Raw genomic sequence first — 18490 nt, 5'->3', positions numbered from 1 at the left:
TATTCTCCGAGAGCGCGGCGCGATCAGAGCCACTTCTTCCACTTGAAGATCCAGTACGGGACGATCGCGGCGATCAGCATCATCACCAGCGCCATCGGATAGCCGTGCACCCATTCGAGTTCCGGCATGACCTTGAAGTTCATGCCGTAGACGGAGGCGATCAGCGTCGGCGGCATCAGGACGACGGCCATGACCGAGAACAGCTTGATGATGTTGTTCTGCTCGAGATTGACGACGCCGAGCATGGCGTCGAGCACGAAGGTGATCTTGTTGGAGAGATAGGAGGCGTGGTCGGTCAGCGAGGCCACGTCGCGCTGCATGGTCTTGAGTTGCTCGCGCATGTCCTTCGACCATTTCACGCCCTCCACGACCGCGGACAGGAACGCCACGACGCGGCCGATCGAGACGAGGCTCTCGCGAACCTTCGAGGTCAGGTCGCCCTTGCGACCGATCGAGATCAGGATCTGGGAATATCTCTTGGCCTGCCCGTGGCGCTCGCTCTCCGGCTCGAAGATGTCGTGGCTGACCTGGTCGATCTCGGCGCCGCACCGCTCCAGGATGTCGGCGCAGCGATCGATCACGGCGTCCAGCAGTTCCATCAGCACCGTCTCGCCGGTGACGGACGGCGTGCAGGAGCGGGCGAGCTTGGCCTCGACGAGGGCGAACGGCTTGGGGAGGTCGTAGCGCACCGTCACCAGGCGGTGGTCGGCGAGGATGAAGGTCACCGGCGTGGTCCTGGGCATGTCGGTATCGGAGTGGCACATCAGCGTCGCGGTCATGTAGCGCCCGCCGTTCTCGATGTAGAGGCGGCTGGAGATCTCGATCTCCTGCATGTCTTCCCGGGTCGGGATGGCGATGCCCGCGAGCCGCTCCACCGCCTTGTCCTCAGCCGCGCTCGGATTGACGAGATCGATCCAGACCGCGCTATCGGGCAACGCGGAAAGATCCTCGATCACGACCTTCTTGAGGGCGGACTCGGAGGGAACAAAGACCGAAAACATGCACGACTCCGGAGACCTGCGACAGAAGGCCAGCCCTTAGCGCGATTCTGGCCAGTTCACGATGACAACTGCATTAAGGAAGCGTTTGGATTTGCGGCCACGTCACGGCTCGACTGTGGCACGCAAACGACAGTCGGCCATTTCCGGCCCAAAAACCTGCACCGTGCTGCAAAATTTGCGGCAGAAAAGCCACAGCTGGGCTCTCGCGGCGCGGGAAAAGGGCTTCAGTGCTGGAATTGTGGCAGATTTCAACGATAATGGGATTAACGGAGTCGAGGAACTTGGGCGTTAAGCTCAAGCCCGCACGGTATTGTTTTGATTGGAACCAAACCATGTCGTCGCTGAAAGTTATGTTTGGGATTTTGGCCGCAGGCCTGATGCTGTCGGGCTGCATGCAGGCCACTCGCTATGAGGCGACCGACACCAAGGCCTTCAAGCCGAAGGACAAGGAACTCCTCGCCAAGGTCAAATACGAGAACGCCCCGGTCGCAGAGCCGTTCCGCCGCGCCATCGTCGAATACCACCGCAAGGAATCGCCGGGCTCGATCGTGGTCGATTCCGACAACCATTACCTCTATTACGTGCTGGAGGGCGGCAAGGCGATCCGCTACGGCATCACCGTGGGCGAAGAGGCCATGGCCTGGTCGGGCATCGCCAAGGTCGGCAGCAAGACCGAGTGGCCGGCCTGGCACCCCACCCCCGGCGAAATTTCGCGCCTGGGCGTGCCGACCTATGTCGCCCCCGGCCCGGACAATCCGATGGGCTCCCGCGCGCTGTACCTCTATTCGGGGGGCAAGGACACGCTGTTCCGCATCCACGGCACCAACCAGCCGGAATATATCGGCGCCTCGATCTCGTCAGGCTGCATCCGCCTGACCAACGAGGACGCGATCGATCTCTATGATCGCGTCAAGGTCGGCACCCTCGTCGTGGTGCTCGAACCCAAGCACGGCGACTCGCCGTACAATTCGCGGTTGGCGCTCGGCAACAGCCAGGCGGTCAGCTACTGATCGTCGCCTGATCTTTCTGACATCCAAAAGCGCCGGTTTCACCGGCGCTTTTTTGTTGTTGGCTTGTGCGGCCGGGACTTGCTGCGTCCGGCCGCCGGCTTCTCCGCAGGCGCTGGAGCCTTCTCCGCTGCCTCCTCGTCAGCGCCTTCCCGAACCTCAGGCTTGGCCTCAGGCTTGGCCTCAGGCTTGGCCTCGGGCTTGGCCGCGACCTCGCGCGGTGGCGCTTCCTCGGGACGTTCCGCCGGCAGCAGCGGGGCTACCCGTGGCAGCGGATCCCAGACATTCCACTGGCAGATCCGGTAGTCGTTGCGCCGCTGCGCCAGGTCGAGATGGATATGGTCCTCGTGGTACCAGTCCGAGCCCGGGCCGAGCACGGTGGAAAACCGCGCGCAGACCGAGTGCAGCACGCGTTCGCGCACCTCGCGCGGCATGGTGCGGTCGGTGAGGCCGATCGACTGCCCGTTGGCCAGCTTGATGGCGCGCACATCGACGGCGTTGGCCTTGCCGTGCTCCGACAGCAGCGCGCCGGCGACGCGGTTGCGGCCGCGGCATTCGAAGGAATTGAAATTATCGAGGTCGCTGATGGTCGAGCCGAGGCTGCTGGCCAACGGCACCATGTCCTTGCGCAGCCAATCGGCGATCGCGGACGCCATGGTGCAGCGAAGGATCGCGGCCGGCTTCACCGTCACCTTGCGCTTGTCCGGCAGCACGACGGCTTCCAGCCGTACCAGATCCTCGCCGCCGCAGGCGCCGGGGCCGCGGATATCCGGAACGGAGGGCGCGATCGCGATCTCCTCGGTCAGCGCGAGGCGGCAGGCCGAGGCCTGCTTCTCGGGCGGCGCCGCGGCCTCGGCGGGCTTGTCGGCTGCCGGCTTATCGGCAGACGGCTTGTCCCGGGAGGGCTTGTCCTCGGCCTCCGCCGGCGCCGCTTCCGGCGCTTTGGGGGCCTCCTCAGGGCGCGGTCTCGGCAGCGGAATTTTGGCGGAATGTACCGCCGGGCGCGGCCGGGGTGCGGCGATACCGAAGATATCCAGCGGCGATGCATGCCTTCGCGCCTCTGCCTGCTCGACGAGCACGAGCGACAGGCCGAGCGCAGCGGTAACCATTGCCGCGCCGGCGGACATATAGCCGCGACAAGACCATTTGCGGCGAAAGTCCGGCAGGCTAAAAGTCATGGCAATCTTTGGCCCTACGCTGAGAGCGACAACGCGCCCAGCGGCTTCTCGGAGGAACGTCGGAATGCTTGGTTTGATGCAAGATTGGCCCCTGCTCTGCCACCGGATCATCGAACACGCCGCCAAAATTCATGGCAAGCAGGAGGTGGTCACACGCTCGGTCGAGGGACCGATCCATCGCACCACTTACGCCGAGATCCACAAGCGCGCGCTCAAGGTCTCGCAGATGCTGGAGCGCGACGGCATCAAGCTCGGAGACCGTGTCGCGACCATCGCCTGGAACACCTGGCGCCATCTCGAGGTGTGGTACGGCATCATGGGAATCGGTGCCATCTGCCATACGGTCAATCCCCGCCTTTTCCCCGAGCAGATCGCCTGGATCATCAACCATGCGGAAGACCGCATCGTGATGACCGACCTCACCTTCATTCCGATCCTGGAGAAGATCGCCGACAAGCTGCCGAGCGTGGAGCGCTACGTCGTGCTCACCGACAAGGCGCACATGCCGCAGACCACGCTGAAGAACGTGATCGCCTACGAGGACTGGATCGCGCAGGCGGACGGCAAATTCAAATGGAAGGACTTTGACGAGAACACGGCAGCCGCGATGTGTTACACCTCCGGCACCACCGGCGATCCCAAGGGTGTGCTGTATTCGCATCGCTCCAACGTGCTTCACGCGCTGATGGCCAACAATGTCGACGCCCTCGGCACGAGTGCGTCCGAGACAATGCTGCCGGTGGTTCCGCTGTTCCATGCCAACAGCTGGGGCATCGCCTTCTCCGCCCCTTCGCAGGGCACCAAGCTGGTCATGCCCGGCGCCAAGCTCGACGGCGCCTCGGTCTATGAGCTGCTCTCGACCGAGAGGGTGACGCACACCGCCGGCGTGCCGACGGTGTGGCTGATGCTGCTCCAGCACATGTCCGCCAACAATCTCAAGCTGCCGGATCTGAAGATGGTGATCTGCGGCGGCTCGGCGATGCCGCGCTCGATGATCAAGGCCTTCCTCGACATGGGCTCGAACGTGCGTCACGCCTGGGGCATGACCGAGATGAGCCCGATCGGCAGCGTCGCGGCGCTGAAGCCGCCGTTCCAGAACGCCACCGGCGATGCCAAGCTCGACGTGCTCCAGATGCAGGGCTATGCGCCCTTCGCGGTCGAGATGAAGATCACCGACGATGCCGGCAAGGAGCTGCCCTGGGACGGCAAGACCTTCGGCCGCCTCAAGGTCTCCGGCCCCGCCGTCGCCAAGGCCTATTACCGCGTCGACACTAACATCCTCGACGAGGACGGCTTCTTCGACACCGGCGACGTCTCGACCATCGACGAGGACGGCTACATGCGGATCACCGACCGCTCCAAGGACGTGATCAAGTCCGGCGGCGAGTGGATCTCCTCGATCGATCTTGAGAACCTCGCGGTCGGTCATCCGGCCGTGGCGGAAGCCGCCGTGATCGGCGTGTTCCACCCCAAATGGGACGAGCGGCCGCTCTTGATCGTGCAGCTCAAGCAGGGCCAGCAGGCCACCCGCGAGGAGATCCTGAAGTTCATGGACGGCAAGATCGCCAAATGGTGGATGCCCGACGACGTCGCCTTTGTCGAGGGTATTCCGCACACGGCCACCGGCAAGATCCTGAAGACGGCGCTGCGCGACCAGTTCAAGGATTATCGCTTCCCGAACGCGGCAGCGTAAAACGCGGTGCCACCCTCCCCTGGAGGGGGAGGGTCGATCGCGCGCAGCGCGAGCGGGGTGGGGTGATCTCTCAACACGGGCAGTATCCTTCGCGGAGAGACCGTCACCCCACCCCGGCTCACATTTCGCTGTGCTCCATGTGAGCCGACCCTCCCCCTCCAGGGGAGGGTAAGAGGGTGGACCACCCTTGAATTTGCCCCCGGACCGTGGTCTCAACGGGCTCGTCGTCGCGCCAGATCGGCCGGCATCGCCAACCCGGCAGAGCACTCGATGGCCCGCAGGTTTTCCGCTCCCTATCAGTCGGAGCCCGTGTCCAGCCTCGCGAGCTGGGCGCGCAATCTGGCCGTGTTCGCGGTGGTGGCGGTGGTGGTGTCGATCATCATCGTCCGCTTCGATTTCCTGGAGCCGAAGCCGGCGCTCGCGACCTTCCTCGGCGGGCTCGCGATATCAGGTCTCTCGATCCTGTTCGGGCTCTTAGGCTTTGCCGCGATCTGGCAGAACGGCTCGCGCGGCATGGCGCGCATCCTGCTCGCGTTCCTGATCGACGGGGCGATCCTCGCCTATCCCGCCTATCTGGCCTTGCAATATCGCAAGCTGCCGGCGATCTACGACATCACCACCGACCCGATCGACCCGCCGCGCTTCGACGCGCTGGCGCGGCTGCGCACCGGCGAGGGCACCAACCCCGCGGTCTATGCCGGCCTCTATTCGGCGGAGCAGCAGCGCCACTTCTATCCCGAGGTCGAGCCGGTCGAGCTCGAGATTTCCGTCGACCGCGCCTATGCGATCGCCCTCCAGCTCGTCCACAAGCGCAAATGGATCGTCATCGACGAGCGTGCGCCGCAGCCGCCGCGCCGCATCGGCCGCATCGAGGCGGTGGCGCGCACGCCGATCATGGGTTTCCGCGAGGACATTTCGATCAGGTTCGTGGCTGATGGCGACGATTCCCGCGTCGATATCCGCTCAGCCTCGCGCAATTTCGACAGCGATCTCGGCAGCAACGCCGCGCGGATCAAGAAATTCATCGACGATCTCAATAGCGCCGCCGATGCCGACGCGCTCAAGCCGGTGAAAAAGACGCCGGTGACGCCGCCGAAGGCGCCGGCAAAAACGGTGAAGAAATAGCTCCACCGTCATTCCGGGGCGCGCGTCAGCGCGAGCCCGGAATCCATCGCGCCGCAGAGTTGGGATGAATGGATTCCGGGCTCGCCGCTTCGCGGCGCCCCGGAATGACGGCGGAGAGTTAGGCGTTCGCCATCCGATACGTCCCCGTGATCACCGGATCACCCTCGGTCGCGACCACGCCGCGGGCGACCAGGTCCTCCAGATGCGCCAGCACGGAATAGCCGGCGGCCGTCGTCAGCCTGGGATCGATACCGATATAGATCGCGCGGACCATGGTCGGGATGTCGGTCTCGCCCTTGGCGAGGCGGTGCAGGATCGAGGCCTCGCGCGCCTTGCGGTGCCGGATCAGGAAGCGCACGAAGCGCTGGCCCTCGGAGATCTCGGGGCCGTGGCCGGAGAAGTAGAGGTCTTCCGCGCGGGCGGCGAGCCGGTCCAGCGAATCCATGTAGTCGATCATGGAGCCGTCCGGCGGCGCCACGATGGAGGTCGACCAGCCCATCACGTGATCGCCGACGAAGTTGAACTTCCGCTCCGGCCAGGCGAAGGCCAGATGATTGGCGGTGTGGCCCGGCGTCGCCACGGCCTCGAGCCGCCAGCCGTCACCTTCGACGACGTCGCCATGTGCGACGTTGACGTCCGGTGCGAAATCGCGGTCGGCGCCGGATTCCGGATTGTGCTTCTCGCTCTCGAAACGCGGGCGCGAGGCGCGGTGCGGGCCTTCGGCGTAAACCGGCGCCCCCGTCGCCTGCTTGATCCGCGCGGTGTTCGGCGAATGGTCGCGATGGGTGTGGGTGACGAAGATATGGCTCACCGTCTCGCCGCGCACGGCATCGAGCAGCGCTGCCGCATGCGCCTCATCGTCCGGACCCGGATCGATGATCGCGACATTGCCTCGGCCGACGATGTAGCTGACGGTGCCGGTGAAGGTGAACGGGCTCGGATTGTTGCAGAGCACGCGGCGCACGCCGGGCCGGACTTCCTCGACGATGCCGGGACGCAGTGGAAAATTGCGGTTGAACGGGACGTCGTCGTTGTCGGACATGGCCTGCTCATTTCCTGCTGACTTCGTCATGCCCGGCCTTGTGCCGGGCATCCACGTTCTTCGCGTGGCTTAAGACGTGGATGGCCGGGACATCCAGCGCGAAGACGTGCTTCGCGCTTTGCCCGGCCATGACGTCAGAGTTTCCTACCTCGACTCTCGAGCTCAGAAAAACGCCTGAATGCCCGTGATGGCGCGGCCCAGGATCAGGGCGTGGACGTCGTGGGTGCCCTCGTAGGTGTTGACCGTCTCGAGGTTATGGACGTGGCGCATCACGTGGTACTCGATCGAGATGCCGTTGCCACCGTGCATGTCGCGGGCGGTGCGGGCGATGTCGAGCGCCTTGCCGCAATTGTTGCGCTTCATGATCGAGATCATCTCGGGCGCGAACTTGCCCTCGTCCATCAGGCGACCGACGCGAAGCGAGCCCTGGAGGCCCAGCGCGATCTCGGTCTCCATGTCCGCGAGCTTCTTCTGCACCAGCTGGGTTGCGGCCAGCGGCTTGCCGAACTGCTTGCGGTCGAGCGTGTACTGGCGGGCGCGATGCATGCAGTCCTCGGCCGCGCCGAGCGCGCCCCAGGAGATGCCGTAGCGGGCGCGGTTGAGGCAGCCGAACGGACCCTTCAGGCCCGAGACGTTGGGCAGCAGCGCGTCTTCCGGAACCACGACGCCGTCCATCACGACCTCGCCGGTGATGGAGGCGCGAAGGGAGAGCTTGCCGCCGATCTTCGGGGCGGAGAGGCCCTTCATGCCCTTCTCCAGCACGAAGCCGCGGATCTGGTTGTCGTGCGCGGCCGACTTGGCCCAGACCACGAACACGTCCGCGATCGGCGCGTTCGAGATCCACATCTTGCTGCCGGTGAGGCGATAGCCGTCCGAGACCTTCTCGGCGCGCGTCTTCATCCCGGCGGGATCGGAGCCCGCGTCGGGCTCGGTCAGGCCGAAGCAGCCGACCCATTCGCCGCTGGCGAGCTTGGGCAGGTACTTCTTGCGCTGGTTCTCGTCGCCATAGGCGTAGATCGGGTACATCACCAGCGAGGACTGCACCGAGTTCATCGAGCGGTAGCCGGAATCGACCCGCTCGATCTCGCGCGCGACGAGGCCGTAAGCCACGTAGCTCGCATTGGCGCAGCCATATTCCTCAGGCAGCGTGATGCCGATCAGGCCGAGCTCGCCCATCTCGTTGAAGATCTCGCGGTCGGTCTTCTCCTCGAGATAGGCCTTGGCGACGCGCGGCAGCAGCTTGTCCTGGGCGTAGGCGCGGGCGGTGTCGCGCACCATGCGCTCGTCTTCGGTCAGCTGCTCGTCGAGCAGGAACGGATCGTCCCACTGGAAAGAAGCCGCAGCCGGCTTGTCCTTGGCCTGAGGGCGCACGCTCATGAAACGTCCTTTCACGTCTGGTTCCGTCAACAATTGCCCGACAAACTAAAGCGCCGCGGCAACAAGTGCAATTGCGTCCTGGTTTCCGGTCGTTCCGGGTCCAGCGCTTCAGCGCCATCCCGGAACGACGCTGCGCGTCAACTCTCGAGCTGCTCGTTGGCGACGATCTCGATGCCGAAGCCCGACAGGCCCTTGTAGTCGTGCACCGAGGAGGTGAGATGCCGGATCGAGGTGACGCCGAGATCGCGCAGGATCTGCGCGCCGACGCCGACCTCGCGCCACTGGCGGTTGCGGTCGGCCTCCGTCGCCGTCTCGTCCGGCAGCGCCGCGACGGGCACGCCGGCCGCTCCGTCGCGCAAGTAGACCAGAACGCCGCGGCCGGACTTCTTGAAATGCTCCAGCACCGCCGCCATGCGCTTGTGCCCGGTGAAGATGTCCTTGACGATGTTCGGCTTGTGGAAGCGCGTCAGCACGTTCTTGCCGTCACCGACGCCGTTATAGACGAAGGCGACATGGGCGATGGAATCGAACGGCGAGCGGTAGGCATAGCCCTGCAACGGTCCAATCGGGCTTTCGGTGACGAAGGTCGAGACCCGCTCGATCAGTTTCTCGCGCGCCTGGCGGTAGGCGATCATGTCCGCGATGGTGACGTGCTTCAGCTTGTGCCTGGCGGCGAACTGCGCGACCTGCTCGCCCTTCATTACGCTGCCGTCGTCGTTCATCAATTCGCTGATGACGCCGACCGGCGGCAGGCCGGAGAGCTTGCAGAGATCGACCGCGGCCTCGGTATGGCCGGAGCGCAGCAGCACGCCGCCGTCCTTGGCGATCAGCGGGAAGATGTGACCGGGCCGGGCGAAATCGTTGGCGCCGACGTTGGGATTGGCCAGCGCGCGGCAGCAGGAGGCGCGTTCCTCGGCGGAGATGCCGGTGCCGCCATCGGGCTTGTAGTCGATCGACACCGTGAACGCGGTGGTGTGCGCGGAATCGTTATGGGCCACCATCGGATCGAGCCGCAGGCGGCGCGCGTCCTCGCTGGTCACCGGCGCGCAGACGATTCCGGAGGTGTGGCGGATGATGAACGCCATCTTCTCGGCGGTGCAGAGCGAGGCGGCGACGATCAGGTCGCCCTCGCCCTCGCGGTCCTCGTCGTCGGTGACGACGACGAGCTCGCCCCGGGCAAAGGCCTGCAAGACTTCCTGAATGCTATCGGGCATTTCCCAATCTCTATCGGTTATGCCGGGAGGCTTAGCCGGACTTGGACCGGGGCGCTAGTGTCCTGGACGCAACCGCATATTCCGGGCGGCGGGCCGTCGCAGGCCGGCTTGCACCGAAGATACCAGGATATAGGCACAGGCAGCGGAGCGGAAGGCGGCCGGACGCCGTCAAGGCAGCACCTCGCGCCGCTCGCCGAGCCGCTGATCGAGCTCGGCGCGCTTGTCGGCCAGGAGGCCCGCCTGGGCCGCCTCGATGACCGTGAACAGCTCGTGCGCATCGCTCAGCCGGGTCACGGTGACGTAGCTGGCGCCGGCCTCGTAGAGGGCGCTGACGTCGGCCAGGAGGTCGGCGGTGGCGACGATCAGGGCGGTCGGATTGAGCGCGCGGACGTGGCGGACCAGCTTCTCGTTGGTGGCGCCCTTCAGCAGCGAATCCGGCACGCTGAGGATGATGATCTCGGACTTGCCGATGCCGGCATGGAGCAGCGTATCGACATTGCTGATATCGCCGTAGATCACGTGCAGCCCGCGCGAAAGCAGGGTCTGGTACACATTGGGGTTGAAGTCGACCACCGTGATCTGCTCGAGCAGCACCGGCGTCTGCCGTTCGATCTCGGCCAAGAGCGCGCTCGCCGCACGGAAGAAGCCGAGAATGACGATGCGGCGGGCCTCGCCGTGGCCGCCCTCGTGCCCCTCCTCGCCATGGCCGCTGCCATGGTCGAGGTCGCGCAGGCCGATCCGTTTCAAGGGACCGATCGCCCAGCGGGTGATCTCGTCGCTGCGGCTCATCGCGAAGGTCGAGAGCACCGCCAGCACCACGAAGGCGAAGGAGGCCGCGTTCGCCGTCTCGGCTGCGATGTGGTGATCGGTGATGCCGGTCTGGATCACGACCAGCGAGAACTCGGAGATCTGCGCCAGGTTCAGCGCCGGCAGCAGGCTGGCGCGCAGGCCCTGCTTCATCAGGTAGAGCGGGGTGAAGGTAGTGACGAGGCGGCTCACTACCGTGAACGCCGCGATCATCAAGGCCAGGCTGATCACCGAGAGGCCGGGCACGGGAATGGTCATGCCGAGCGCGACGAAGAACAGGGTGATGAAGAAGTCGCGCAGCGTGGTGACCTTGGCGGTGACGTCGAGCGCGTAAGGAAAGGTCGAGAGCGAAACGCCGGCGATCAGCGCGCCCATCTCGCGCGACAGCGACAGTTGATACGCGGTCTCCGCGACCAGGAAGCACCAGGCGAGCGCGCCGAGCAGGATCAGCTCGGGCCGCCGGGCGATCTGGTGGAACAGCCGCGGCAGCACGTAGCGGCTGACCAGAAGCGCGGCCGTGACCAGCACCACAACGCGGCCGATCGAGAGCAGGATGACGCTGACCTGCAGATTGGCAAGGCTCGGCTGCACCGCCAGGAACAGGATGGCGAAGATGTCCTGAAGCACCAGCACGCCGAGCGTGATGCGCCCCGGCAGCGTGTCGAGCTCGCGCTTCTCGTAGAGCACCTTGACGATGATGACGGTGCTCGACAGCGCGCAGGCGACGGAGAGGTAGATCGCATCGAAGTGCCCGCCGCCGAGCGCCAGGCCGATGCCGACGAAGAACAGGCCCCCGAGCAGGCAGCCGACGAGCAGCTGGCTGCCCGCCGCGAACAGGATCACCCGCCCTGCCCGCACGATCTTCTTCAGGTCGATCTCCAGCCCGATCATGAACAGCATGAAGATCAGGCCAAGCTCGGAGATGACGCTGATCGATTCCTGCGAATGGACCCAGCCGGCGCCGAATGGACCTATGCAAAAGCCGGCGATAAGGTAGGCCAGGATCAGCGGCTGCCGGGAGAAATGGGCGAGCAGGCCCAGCATCCAGGCGAAGAGGATAGAAAGAGTGATGTCGCGAATGAGCTCGTGCATACCAAATTGGTCCGTTTTGCACCCTAGAGACGGGTTGCGGCGCGGCAAGCGAGCAATTCGTCACATGCGAAAGGGGTTGCTCGCAGCAATGCTGCTATGCCCCCTCGCCGTTGCCGTGCCCGCCGCCGCACAATCCAAAGTCAATATCGAACAGAACTTTGCCGATTCCCTAACCGCGATGCCGAAGGAAGAACTCGCCGTCTCCGGCGGATTCTACGTGCCCGCCTACTCCAGCGTGGCGATGAGCCGGGGCAAGCTGCGCATCGACTTCTCGGTGACCTTGAGTGTTCACAACGCCTCCGAGACCCAACCGCTGGTGATGAAACGCATCGCCTATTTCGACACCGCAGGCAAGCAGGTCGAGAACTATCTGAAGGCGCCGGTGGCCTTGAAGCCGCTGGCGACCGTCTCGGTCTTCATTCCCATCGACGACGTGCGCGGCGGGACCGGGGCCAATTTCCTGGTCGACTGGGCCGCGACAGGCGAGATCGCCGAGCCCGTGGTCGAGGCCTTGATGGTTGGCGGCGTCGCCAATGCGCATTACGCTTTCATCAGCCAGGGCCGTCCAACCCGGACGGTCACCAGGAAATAACGCCGTCCGGCCCGGACGGCCGGCAAGACACAAGGCTGGCCGGTGCAACGCCGGCTCCATAAGAGCCGGCTCCATAAGAACAGAAACGAGGAACGCCCCATGACGTCCAGCTTCGATTTCGCGCCCCTGTTTCCGGCAGGGCTGCCGGCCCCGTCCGCGCGCTGGACGGGCCTTGCCAAATACAGCTTTGTCGGCGGCAACAACGATTCCGAGCAGGTGCCGCTCGAGGAGCTGATCGAAGCGACCAACACGGTGCTGCGGCGCGAGGGACGCTCGCTCGCGACTTACGGGCTGGCACACGGCCCGCAGGGTTACCTGCCCCTGCGCGAATTCCTGGTGACGAAGCTCAAGCGCGATGCCGGGATCACCTGCACGGTCGACGATCTCCTGATCGTCTCCGGCTCGCTGCAGGCGCTCGACCTCGTCAATGCGACGCTGCTGACCCGCGGCGACACCGTGATCTTCGAGCAGGACAGTTATCAGGGCTCCCTGACCCGCCTGGCGCGGCTCGGCGTCAACGTGGTCGGCGTCCCCCTCGACAAGGACGGCATGCGCATGGACGCGCTGGCCGCGACGCTGGCCGATCTGAAGGGCCGCGGCATCCGTCCGAAATACATCTACACCATCCCGACGGTGCAGAACCCGACCGGCAGCATCATGCCCGAGAGCCGCCGCGCGGAGCTGGTCCGGCTTGCGACCGAATATGGCGTGCCCATCTTCGAGGACGATTGCTATGCCGACCTCGTCTGGTCCGGGCAGCGGCCGCCGGCGATCTACGCGATGAGCGAGAGCGGCGGCGTGATTCATATCGGCTCGTTCTCGAAATCGATCGCGCCGGCGCTGCGCGTCGGCTTCATCGTCGCGCCCTGGGAGGTGATGTCGCGGATGCTGGCGCTGAAGACGGATGCCGGCTCCGGCGCACTCGAGCAGATGGTGCTCGCCACCTATTGCAAGCCGCATTTTTCGACCCACGTGCCGGCCTTGACCAAGGCCCTGCGCACCAAGCTCGACACGCTGATGGAGGCGCTGAACGAGCAGTTCGGGACGGCGGCGGAATTCGAGGAGCCCAAGGGCGGCATCTTCCTCTGGGTGAAGCTGCCCGACCAGGTCGATACGCTGAAGCTTTATCAGGCAGCGCTCGCCGCCGGCGTCTCGATCAATCCGGGGCCGGAATGGTCGACCAACAAGGGCCATTCCAGCTCACGGCTGCGGCTATGCTTTGCAAGTCCGACGCATCAGCAGATTCGCGAGGGCGTCGCCGTGCTGGCGGAGGTCTGCCGCAAGGAGTTCGGCGTGCCGGCCCGCAGCGCCAATGTGGAGAAACGGGCCTGAGGCCGCGGCATCACGCCCCGACGTGAAATTCCACGTTGACCTAGCCGGAGCCGGAGGACGGAAAATAGTCGCAAAGCTGCTCGGCGCCAGGCCCATATCGCCCGGCAGCTCGTAGCGCAGATCCCGGATCATCTGCGGTGCCTCGTGGCTCGTGAAGGAGCCGCGATGCTTCGCATTGGCATTGACGTGGTAGCCGAACCTCGAAGCGTCAGGCCTGGGGCTGACTGCCGTGGATTGCGGAGGCCAGCCGCAGCAAGAGCACGATCGAGACGTTGCCCTTGCCGGCCTCGATCTGGGCGATGTAGCGCTCGGAAATCCCGGAACGGCGGGCCAGCTCGCGGCGCGACAGGTCGCAGCGCATGCGCGAGGACCGCAGGCGATCGCCCAGCTCGGTCAGAAACTCGGTCTCGGAATAAGGCGGCACGGCGCAGCTCCCCGGCAGCACTTCGCCCGCAAAATCCATGACTTGATTCAGCATTGGTCTATCCAGGTTCGCCTTCGGGAAGCGCCATCCTACCCCGGAAAAGACCGGGCTCATTGACGCGGATCAAATTCGCGAGTGATCGGCGGCGGCCATGGACGCAAACGGGCGGGATGCTACACTTTGGAATTCTTCGAGGCGGGGTTCTTCAAGGACATGACGCGTTGTTTGAGCCGTTGGATCGCGGCTGCGCTGCTGTGGGCGACGATGACGCCTGCGGCCGGTGCCGAGACACTGGCTGCGACGATCGAGCAATGGGGCCTGCTCGGCTCGTGGGCGGTCGACTGCGCCGCCAAGCCCGACCGCGACAAGGGCGCGCTCCTGAGCTACGAGATCCGGAAGGACGGCCGGGTGATGTACCGGCGCAATTTCGGTGACGCCAAGGACGAGAACGAGGTGGTGTCGGCCACGGTCAGCGCCGACGGCCTGCTCAATGTGATGGTGTACTTCCCTTCGCTGCACCAGGCGCGTGAGTTCGGCTTGGCGCACTTGAAGGACGGCAGCCTGCGCGCGATCTACAATCGCAGCGAACGCGGCGAGTACACGATACGCGACGGCAAGTATGTCGCGACCGGCGCGCCGACGCCGCCGCAACAGCGTTGCGATTAGTCACCTGAACAGCTGTTCAGAATTCTCCTGCGATTCCTCCGGAACGTTCGTGTGGATGCGCGGTTTAAATGTGCATTCGAATTGGAGGAGGACGTCATGAAGAAGCTTGGTTATGCAATTGCGGCCCTGGGTGCGCTCGCGATCGCGGCGCCGACGCTCGCAAGTGCGGAGACTGTCGTGATCAAGCGCAGCGGCTATCACCATCATCATCACGGCCCGTACGGCGCCCGCGCCCAATACCGCGTGCATCGCGACCACGGCTGGCATCGCGGCCACCATCGCAACAAGGTCGTGGTGATCAAGCGCAGCCATCGCCACCACTGGGACTAACGCGCGACGCAAAACGGAAATGGCCCCTCACGGGGCCATTTCTTTTGCGCGCGGTCTTGTAGGGTGGGCAAAGCGAAGCGTGCCCACCGCTTCGCCAGCGATTGACGAGATGTGGTGGGCACGGCGCGAAGAGCGCCTTTGCCCACCCTACGATTTCTTGCGTTCGCAGCTCGCCTGCTAATCCCACGCCGGCGCAAAGCCCGGATTGACGCAGCGCCTGTCCTTCGGCAGCGCGGCGATTTTTGCGCGGTCGGCATCGTCGAGCGTGACCTTGAGCGCATCGAGGTTGGCCTGCTGGCTCTCGCGGCGCGAGGCCTTCGGGATCGCGGCGACGCCGTCCTGGTCGAGCAGCCATTTCAGCGCGACCTGCGCGGCGGTCGCGTTGTGCCTGGCACCGATCTCGGCCAGCACCGGATCCGAGGCGACCCGCCCCTGCGCCAGCGGACAATAAGCGACGAGCGGGATCGACTTCGCCGCGAGATAGGCCAGCACCTTGGATTGATCGAGCATGGCGTGATATTCGACCTGGTTGCAGGCGATCGGCGCCCTGATGTCCTCGACCGCGAGCTTGAGCAGCGCCGTGGTGAAATTGGCGACGCCGATGGCGCGCGTGCGTCCCTCCTCCTTGAGCTTCATCAAGGTCTCGAACACCGCGCCCCAATCTGCAGCCTTCGAGGGCCAGTGCACGAGATAGAGATCGACATGGTCGAGCCTGAGCTTGTTCAGGCTGGCGTCGAAGGCACGCCGGATCGCATCCGGCGTGAGGTTCTCGTGCCAGACCTTGGTCGTGACGTGAAGCTCGCCGCGCGGCAGGCGGGACGCGGCGATGGCTGAGCCGATCGGCTCCTCGTTGGCATACATCTCGGCGGTGTCGATGTGGCGATAGCCGACCGACAGCGCGCTCTCGACCGCGGCGCGGCAGGCATCGCCCTGCATGCGAAAAGTGCCGAGGCCGAGCTTGGGCATGCTGATGCCCTGTGTCTTCAGATTGTCCATGAACAGGCTCCTGACGTATCGCATCCCGCCGGACGCGCGTTGCCGCATGAGCAGACTCTTCGGTGATGGAAAAGAGATGGCGGGAGTGAGCAGCATAGCCCGGCAAGGGCAGCCCGGCCAATCAAGATCGGGTTAGGTGTGATGCCTCTCCATCGTCATGGCCGGGCCTGTCCCGGCCATCCACGCCTTGCTCCGATTACGAAGAACGTGGATGCCCGGGACAAGCCCGGGCATGACGACCGGAGGCGCCGCCCGCCCCTCACGAATGCTGCGCCACCATGGCCGGTCGGGCTTGTGGCTGCGGCGCGATGTCGACCGACCACAGGCTGCGATTATCGACGTCCTTCAGGGTCACGGTCATGACGCCGCTGCGGCCGTCGATGTCGACACGGCCGAAGAATTGCAGGCCGAAACAAGGCGCCAGATTTTCACCCTGCGCTGCGCTGCAGCCGTTCTGGTACATCGCGACCGGACCAAAGGTGTCATCGAGCGCGGCCGGGCCCCAGGTCCCGGCATGCAACGGGCCGGAGACGAACTCCCAGAACGGCTCGAACTTCTGGAATTGCGCCCTGCTCGGATCATAATGATGCGCGGCAGTGTAGTGCATGTCGGCGGTGAGCCAGACGATGTTGCGCACACCGGCGCGCTTGATGGAGCTGAGAAGATCGGCGATCTCGTGCTCGCGCCGATCGGGCGGCCCGTCGCCGAGCGCGACGGCGTCCAGGCTGACCAGGCCGATCGGCAGGTCGGCTGCGATCACCTTCCAGGTCGCGCGCGAAGCAATAAGCTCGCGCTTCAGCCAGGCGAGCTGCTCGGCACCAAGAATCCAGCCGCGCCTGTCACTGCCCTTGTTCCAGCTATCGTCGCGATAGCTGCGCATGTCGATCATGAAGATGTCGAGCAGCGGGCCGTAGGCGATCTTCCGATAAACCCGGCCCTGCTGCGCGCCGATATCGCGGATCGGCATGAAGTCGAAGAAGGCACGGCGGGCGCGCGCGACCAGGCGCGGGGTGCCGTCATCCTCGAAGCCCGCGTCATCGTAGCTACCGGTCGGCGACCAGTCGTTGGTGACCTCGTGGTCGTCCCATTGCGCGAGCATCGGCACTTCCGCGTGGAAGGCGCGAAAGCTCTCGTCGAGATGGTTGTATTTGTAATTGCCGCGAAACTGCGCCAGCGTATGCGCGACCTCGGACTTTTCCTCGATCACGAGGTTGCGCCAGATCTCGCCGTTCGGCAGCTTCTGCTCCGACGGGATCGTGCAGTCGGCGTAGATGTGATCGCCGGAATGGATGAAGAAATCGGGATGGTTGTCGAGCATGGTGCGATAGCTGCGATAGCCGCCGCGCGCGACGTCGATGCCCCAGCCCTGCCCCGCGACGTCGCCCGACCACACGAACGAGATTGACCGGCCGGCGGCCGGCGCGGTGCGGAAATGGCCGATGCGGCTGTCGCCGCGAAGGCCGGTTGCGATGTCGTCGAAGCGGATGCGGTAAAAGACGTCCTGTCCCGGCGGCAGATCGTTCAGCAGCAGCTTTGCGGTGAAATCCGCGTCCGGCAGCGCATCGCGCGAGGCCGACGCAAGGACGGTCTTGAAGCTCTCGACGGTCGAGCACTCCACGTGCATTCGCGCGGGACGGTCGGCGCGCGCCCAGACCACCGCGGAGCCGTCGCAGACGTCGCCGGACTGGACGCCGCCGGCGATCTGCGGACGATCGGCGGCGCGGCTGAGATACGGGGTTGCGAGCGTGCCGAGCGAGGCAACCGCCAGGCTTGAGGTCGAACGGACCAGGAATTGCCGCCGGGTCCATGCGCGCGAAGCGCGGAGCGTTGCCATTCGGAAACCTTCGTCGAATCGCGACGGAAGGTGCCTGCGCTCCTTGACTCCCGGCTTACGGTTTCTTGACCCCGTGCCGACGATTTTGCGACGCGGAGATGACGGGGCGAGATGCAGCGGCGACGATGGTCTGCCCCCCTCGCCCCGTTCTTACGGGGAGAGGGTTGGGGTGAGGGGCCTCTATCCGCGATCACGGTGAGAGTCGAATTCGCGGAGAGTCCCCCTCACCCGGATTGCGTCTTCGACGCAATCCGGCCTCTCTCCGCACGCGGGGAGAGGCGAAGACGAAGCGTCCCGCCCTAGCGCTTCCAGTTGCAGATGCCGCCGGTGCGGCAGGGCCAGGTCTGGATGCGGGTGTCCATCGCCTGCGCGTCGAGCGGGTTGCCGTGACGATGCGCCAGCTTCGCGCGGGCTGCGCCGCGCGGCTGCGCGTTCCTCGCATGCGCGGCCTTCGGCTCTGTCACACGGACGCGCTCGGCCGCCACCTTCTTCGGCACGCCGACGGGCTCGGCGCGTGCCTGCGCCTCGTTGCCGCCGCGCGCTTCGAGGGCGACCGGGGCGAACTGCGTCTCGGGCCCGAGACGCTTCGGCGACAGCACGGCCTTGGATAGATCGAGGCCGAGATATTCGCCTGGCTTGTAGTCGTCGGCGCGCGCGATGCCGCCCCATGCGATGACGAGGGCAACGGCAATTGCAAAAGAACCGCTTTTCAGGACCACGGACGCCTCCTGAAATTCCATTATGAAAGGGGTAATTTACCCCTATTTAGGAGGCGTCGCT

18 protein-coding genes are annotated in these 18490 nt (G+C 65.2%); 7 read left to right on the top strand and 11 right to left on the bottom strand.

From position 1 onward, the window contains the following. Positions 1-23: 23 nt before the first annotated feature. The gene (locus WI560_RS07615) at positions 24-1001 is read right to left on the bottom strand and encodes a magnesium transporter CorA family protein (protein WP_257193341.1); all 978 of its coding nucleotides are present in this window, start codon (positions 999-1001) and stop codon (positions 24-26) included. Between the two features lie 332 nt (positions 1002-1333). On the opposite strand from WI560_RS07615, the gene WI560_RS07610 reads away from it, so the two are divergent. Further along, on the top strand, positions 1334-2011 hold the full coding sequence (locus WI560_RS07610) for a L,D-transpeptidase (protein ID WP_257177117.1): 678 nt from the start codon (positions 1334-1336) through the stop codon (positions 2009-2011). Positions 2012-2049: 38 nt separating this feature from the next. Here WI560_RS07610 and WI560_RS07605 read toward each other — a convergent pair whose 3' ends face one another. Then, a complete protein-coding gene (locus WI560_RS07605) occupies positions 2050-3186 on the bottom strand; it encodes an extensin family protein (protein ID WP_375307497.1) in 1137 nt (378 codons plus the stop codon). Positions 3187-3250: 64 nt separating this feature from the next. On the opposite strand from WI560_RS07605, the gene WI560_RS07600 reads away from it, so the two are divergent. Then, positions 3251-4879 (top strand): fatty-acid--CoA ligase, encoded by a 1629-nt coding sequence (locus WI560_RS07600; protein WP_375307496.1) that lies wholly within the window; start codon positions 3251-3253, stop codon positions 4877-4879. Positions 4880-5149: 270 nt separating this feature from the next. Beyond that, positions 5150-6004, top strand: a complete 855-nt coding sequence (locus WI560_RS07595; protein ID WP_375307495.1) for a DUF1499 domain-containing protein — start codon at positions 5150-5152, stop codon at positions 6002-6004. Positions 6005-6122: 118 nt separating this feature from the next. Here WI560_RS07595 and WI560_RS07590 read toward each other — a convergent pair whose 3' ends face one another. The 5 genes from WI560_RS07590 to WI560_RS07570 all read right to left on the bottom strand — a co-directional run bounded on the left by WI560_RS07590 (position 6123) and on the right by WI560_RS07570 (position 11536). Then, the gene (locus WI560_RS07590; protein WP_375307494.1) at positions 6123-7046 is read right to left on the bottom strand and encodes an MBL fold metallo-hydrolase; all 924 of its coding nucleotides are present in this window, start codon (positions 7044-7046) and stop codon (positions 6123-6125) included. A gap of 7 nt (positions 7047-7053) precedes the next feature. Continuing rightward, positions 7054-7176, bottom strand: a complete 123-nt coding sequence (locus tag WI560_RS07585; RefSeq protein ID WP_283805922.1) for a hypothetical protein — start codon at positions 7174-7176, stop codon at positions 7054-7056. A 32-nt stretch (positions 7177-7208) separates the two neighbouring features. Beyond that, entirely contained in the window at positions 7209-8423 is a 1215-nt protein-coding gene (locus WI560_RS07580; RefSeq protein ID WP_028135001.1) for an acyl-CoA dehydrogenase, read from the bottom strand. Between the two features lie 137 nt (positions 8424-8560). Continuing rightward, positions 8561-9637, bottom strand: a complete 1077-nt coding sequence (gene ribB, locus WI560_RS07575) for a 3,4-dihydroxy-2-butanone-4-phosphate synthase (RefSeq protein ID WP_257177111.1) — start codon at positions 9635-9637, stop codon at positions 8561-8563. A 168-nt stretch (positions 9638-9805) separates the two neighbouring features. Beyond that, positions 9806-11536 (bottom strand): cation:proton antiporter, encoded by a 1731-nt coding sequence (locus WI560_RS07570; protein WP_375307493.1) that lies wholly within the window; start codon positions 11534-11536, stop codon positions 9806-9808. 64 nt (positions 11537-11600) lie between these two features. Here WI560_RS07570 and WI560_RS07565 point away from each other — a divergent pair, with 64 nt between their 5' ends. Both WI560_RS07565 and WI560_RS07560 read left to right on the top strand, forming a co-directional pair. After that, on the top strand, positions 11601-12128 hold the full coding sequence (locus WI560_RS07565; protein ID WP_337993289.1) for a DUF3124 domain-containing protein: 528 nt from the start codon (positions 11601-11603) through the stop codon (positions 12126-12128). A gap of 99 nt (positions 12129-12227) precedes the next feature. Continuing rightward, a complete protein-coding gene (locus WI560_RS07560) occupies positions 12228-13460 on the top strand; it encodes a PLP-dependent aminotransferase family protein (protein ID WP_375307492.1) in 1233 nt (410 codons plus the stop codon). A gap of 208 nt (positions 13461-13668) precedes the next feature. On the opposite strand, the gene WI560_RS07555 is transcribed toward WI560_RS07560, so the two are convergent. Then, complete coding sequence (locus tag WI560_RS07555) at positions 13669-13938, bottom strand: helix-turn-helix domain-containing protein (protein WP_257193330.1); 270 nt, start codon at positions 13936-13938, stop codon at positions 13669-13671. A gap of 159 nt (positions 13939-14097) precedes the next feature. Between WI560_RS07555 and WI560_RS07550 the strand changes: the two genes are divergently transcribed. Both WI560_RS07550 and WI560_RS07545 read left to right on the top strand, forming a co-directional pair. Then, positions 14098-14550 carry a hypothetical protein gene (locus WI560_RS07550; RefSeq protein ID WP_375307491.1) on the top strand — a complete coding sequence of 151 codons (453 nt, stop codon included), beginning with the start codon at positions 14098-14100 and terminating at the stop codon, positions 14548-14550. Between the two features lie 96 nt (positions 14551-14646). Continuing rightward, positions 14647-14880 carry a hypothetical protein gene (locus WI560_RS07545; protein WP_375307490.1) on the top strand — a complete coding sequence of 78 codons (234 nt, stop codon included), beginning with the start codon at positions 14647-14649 and terminating at the stop codon, positions 14878-14880. 177 nt (positions 14881-15057) lie between these two features. Here WI560_RS07545 and WI560_RS07540 read toward each other — a convergent pair whose 3' ends face one another. The 3 genes from WI560_RS07540 to WI560_RS07530 form a co-directional block, all read right to left on the bottom strand. Continuing rightward, positions 15058-15876 carry an aldo/keto reductase gene (locus WI560_RS07540; protein ID WP_375307489.1) on the bottom strand — a complete coding sequence of 273 codons (819 nt, stop codon included), beginning with the start codon at positions 15874-15876 and terminating at the stop codon, positions 15058-15060. A gap of 259 nt (positions 15877-16135) precedes the next feature. After that, positions 16136-17710 carry an alkaline phosphatase D family protein gene (locus WI560_RS07535; RefSeq protein WP_375307488.1) on the bottom strand — a complete coding sequence of 525 codons (1575 nt, stop codon included), beginning with the start codon at positions 17708-17710 and terminating at the stop codon, positions 16136-16138. A gap of 299 nt (positions 17711-18009) precedes the next feature. Then, positions 18010-18429 (bottom strand): hypothetical protein, encoded by a 420-nt coding sequence (locus tag WI560_RS07530; RefSeq protein ID WP_375307487.1) that lies wholly within the window; start codon positions 18427-18429, stop codon positions 18010-18012. Positions 18430-18490: the final 61 nt, after the last annotated feature.

It is taken from the genome of Bradyrhizobium sp. A11 (assembly GCF_042077125.1).
In the GTDB taxonomy this organism is placed as follows: domain Bacteria; phylum Pseudomonadota; class Alphaproteobacteria; order Rhizobiales; family Xanthobacteraceae; genus Bradyrhizobium; species Bradyrhizobium japonicum_B.
The sequence above is the reverse complement of the archived record's forward strand: the minus strand, read 5'-3'. Positions and strand labels throughout refer to the sequence as shown.

What these genes read in the sequence shown, in the direction of transcription:
- WI560_RS07595 (WP_375307495.1), top strand. Translation starts at nt 5,150, where the DNA reads ATGGCCCGCAGGTTTTCCGCTCCCTATCAGTCGGAGCCCGTGTCCAGC.
- WI560_RS07570 (WP_375307493.1), bottom strand. Translation starts at nt 11,536, where the DNA reads ATGCACGAGCTCATTCGCGACATCACTCTTTCTATCCTCTTCGCCTGG.
- WI560_RS07535 (WP_375307488.1), bottom strand. Translation starts at nt 17,710, where the DNA reads ATGGCAACGCTCCGCGCTTCGCGCGCATGGACCCGGCGGCAATTCCTG.
- WI560_RS07600 (WP_375307496.1), top strand. Translation starts at nt 3,251, where the DNA reads ATGCTTGGTTTGATGCAAGATTGGCCCCTGCTCTGCCACCGGATCATC.
- WI560_RS07580 (WP_028135001.1), bottom strand. Translation starts at nt 8,423, where the DNA reads ATGAGCGTGCGCCCTCAGGCCAAGGACAAGCCGGCTGCGGCTTCTTTC.
- WI560_RS07550 (WP_375307491.1), top strand. Translation starts at nt 14,098, where the DNA reads ATGACGCGTTGTTTGAGCCGTTGGATCGCGGCTGCGCTGCTGTGGGCG.
- WI560_RS07540 (WP_375307489.1), bottom strand. Translation starts at nt 15,876, where the DNA reads ATGGACAATCTGAAGACACAGGGCATCAGCATGCCCAAGCTCGGCCTC.
- WI560_RS07560 (WP_375307492.1), top strand. Translation starts at nt 12,228, where the DNA reads ATGACGTCCAGCTTCGATTTCGCGCCCCTGTTTCCGGCAGGGCTGCCG.
- WI560_RS07610 (WP_257177117.1), top strand. Translation starts at nt 1,334, where the DNA reads ATGTCGTCGCTGAAAGTTATGTTTGGGATTTTGGCCGCAGGCCTGATG.
- WI560_RS07590 (WP_375307494.1), bottom strand. Translation starts at nt 7,046, where the DNA reads ATGTCCGACAACGACGACGTCCCGTTCAACCGCAATTTTCCACTGCGT.
- ribB (WP_257177111.1), bottom strand. Translation starts at nt 9,637, where the DNA reads ATGCCCGATAGCATTCAGGAAGTCTTGCAGGCCTTTGCCCGGGGCGAG.
- WI560_RS07615 (WP_257193341.1), bottom strand. Translation starts at nt 1,001, where the DNA reads ATGTTTTCGGTCTTTGTTCCCTCCGAGTCCGCCCTCAAGAAGGTCGTG.
- WI560_RS07555 (WP_257193330.1), bottom strand. Translation starts at nt 13,938, where the DNA reads ATGCTGAATCAAGTCATGGATTTTGCGGGCGAAGTGCTGCCGGGGAGC.
- WI560_RS07565 (WP_337993289.1), top strand. Translation starts at nt 11,601, where the DNA reads ATGCGAAAGGGGTTGCTCGCAGCAATGCTGCTATGCCCCCTCGCCGTT.
- WI560_RS07585 (WP_283805922.1), bottom strand. Translation starts at nt 7,176, where the DNA reads ATGGCCGGGCAAAGCGCGAAGCACGTCTTCGCGCTGGATGTCCCGGCC.
- WI560_RS07605 (WP_375307497.1), bottom strand. Translation starts at nt 3,186, where the DNA reads ATGACTTTTAGCCTGCCGGACTTTCGCCGCAAATGGTCTTGTCGCGGC.
- WI560_RS07545 (WP_375307490.1), top strand. Translation starts at nt 14,647, where the DNA reads ATGAAGAAGCTTGGTTATGCAATTGCGGCCCTGGGTGCGCTCGCGATC.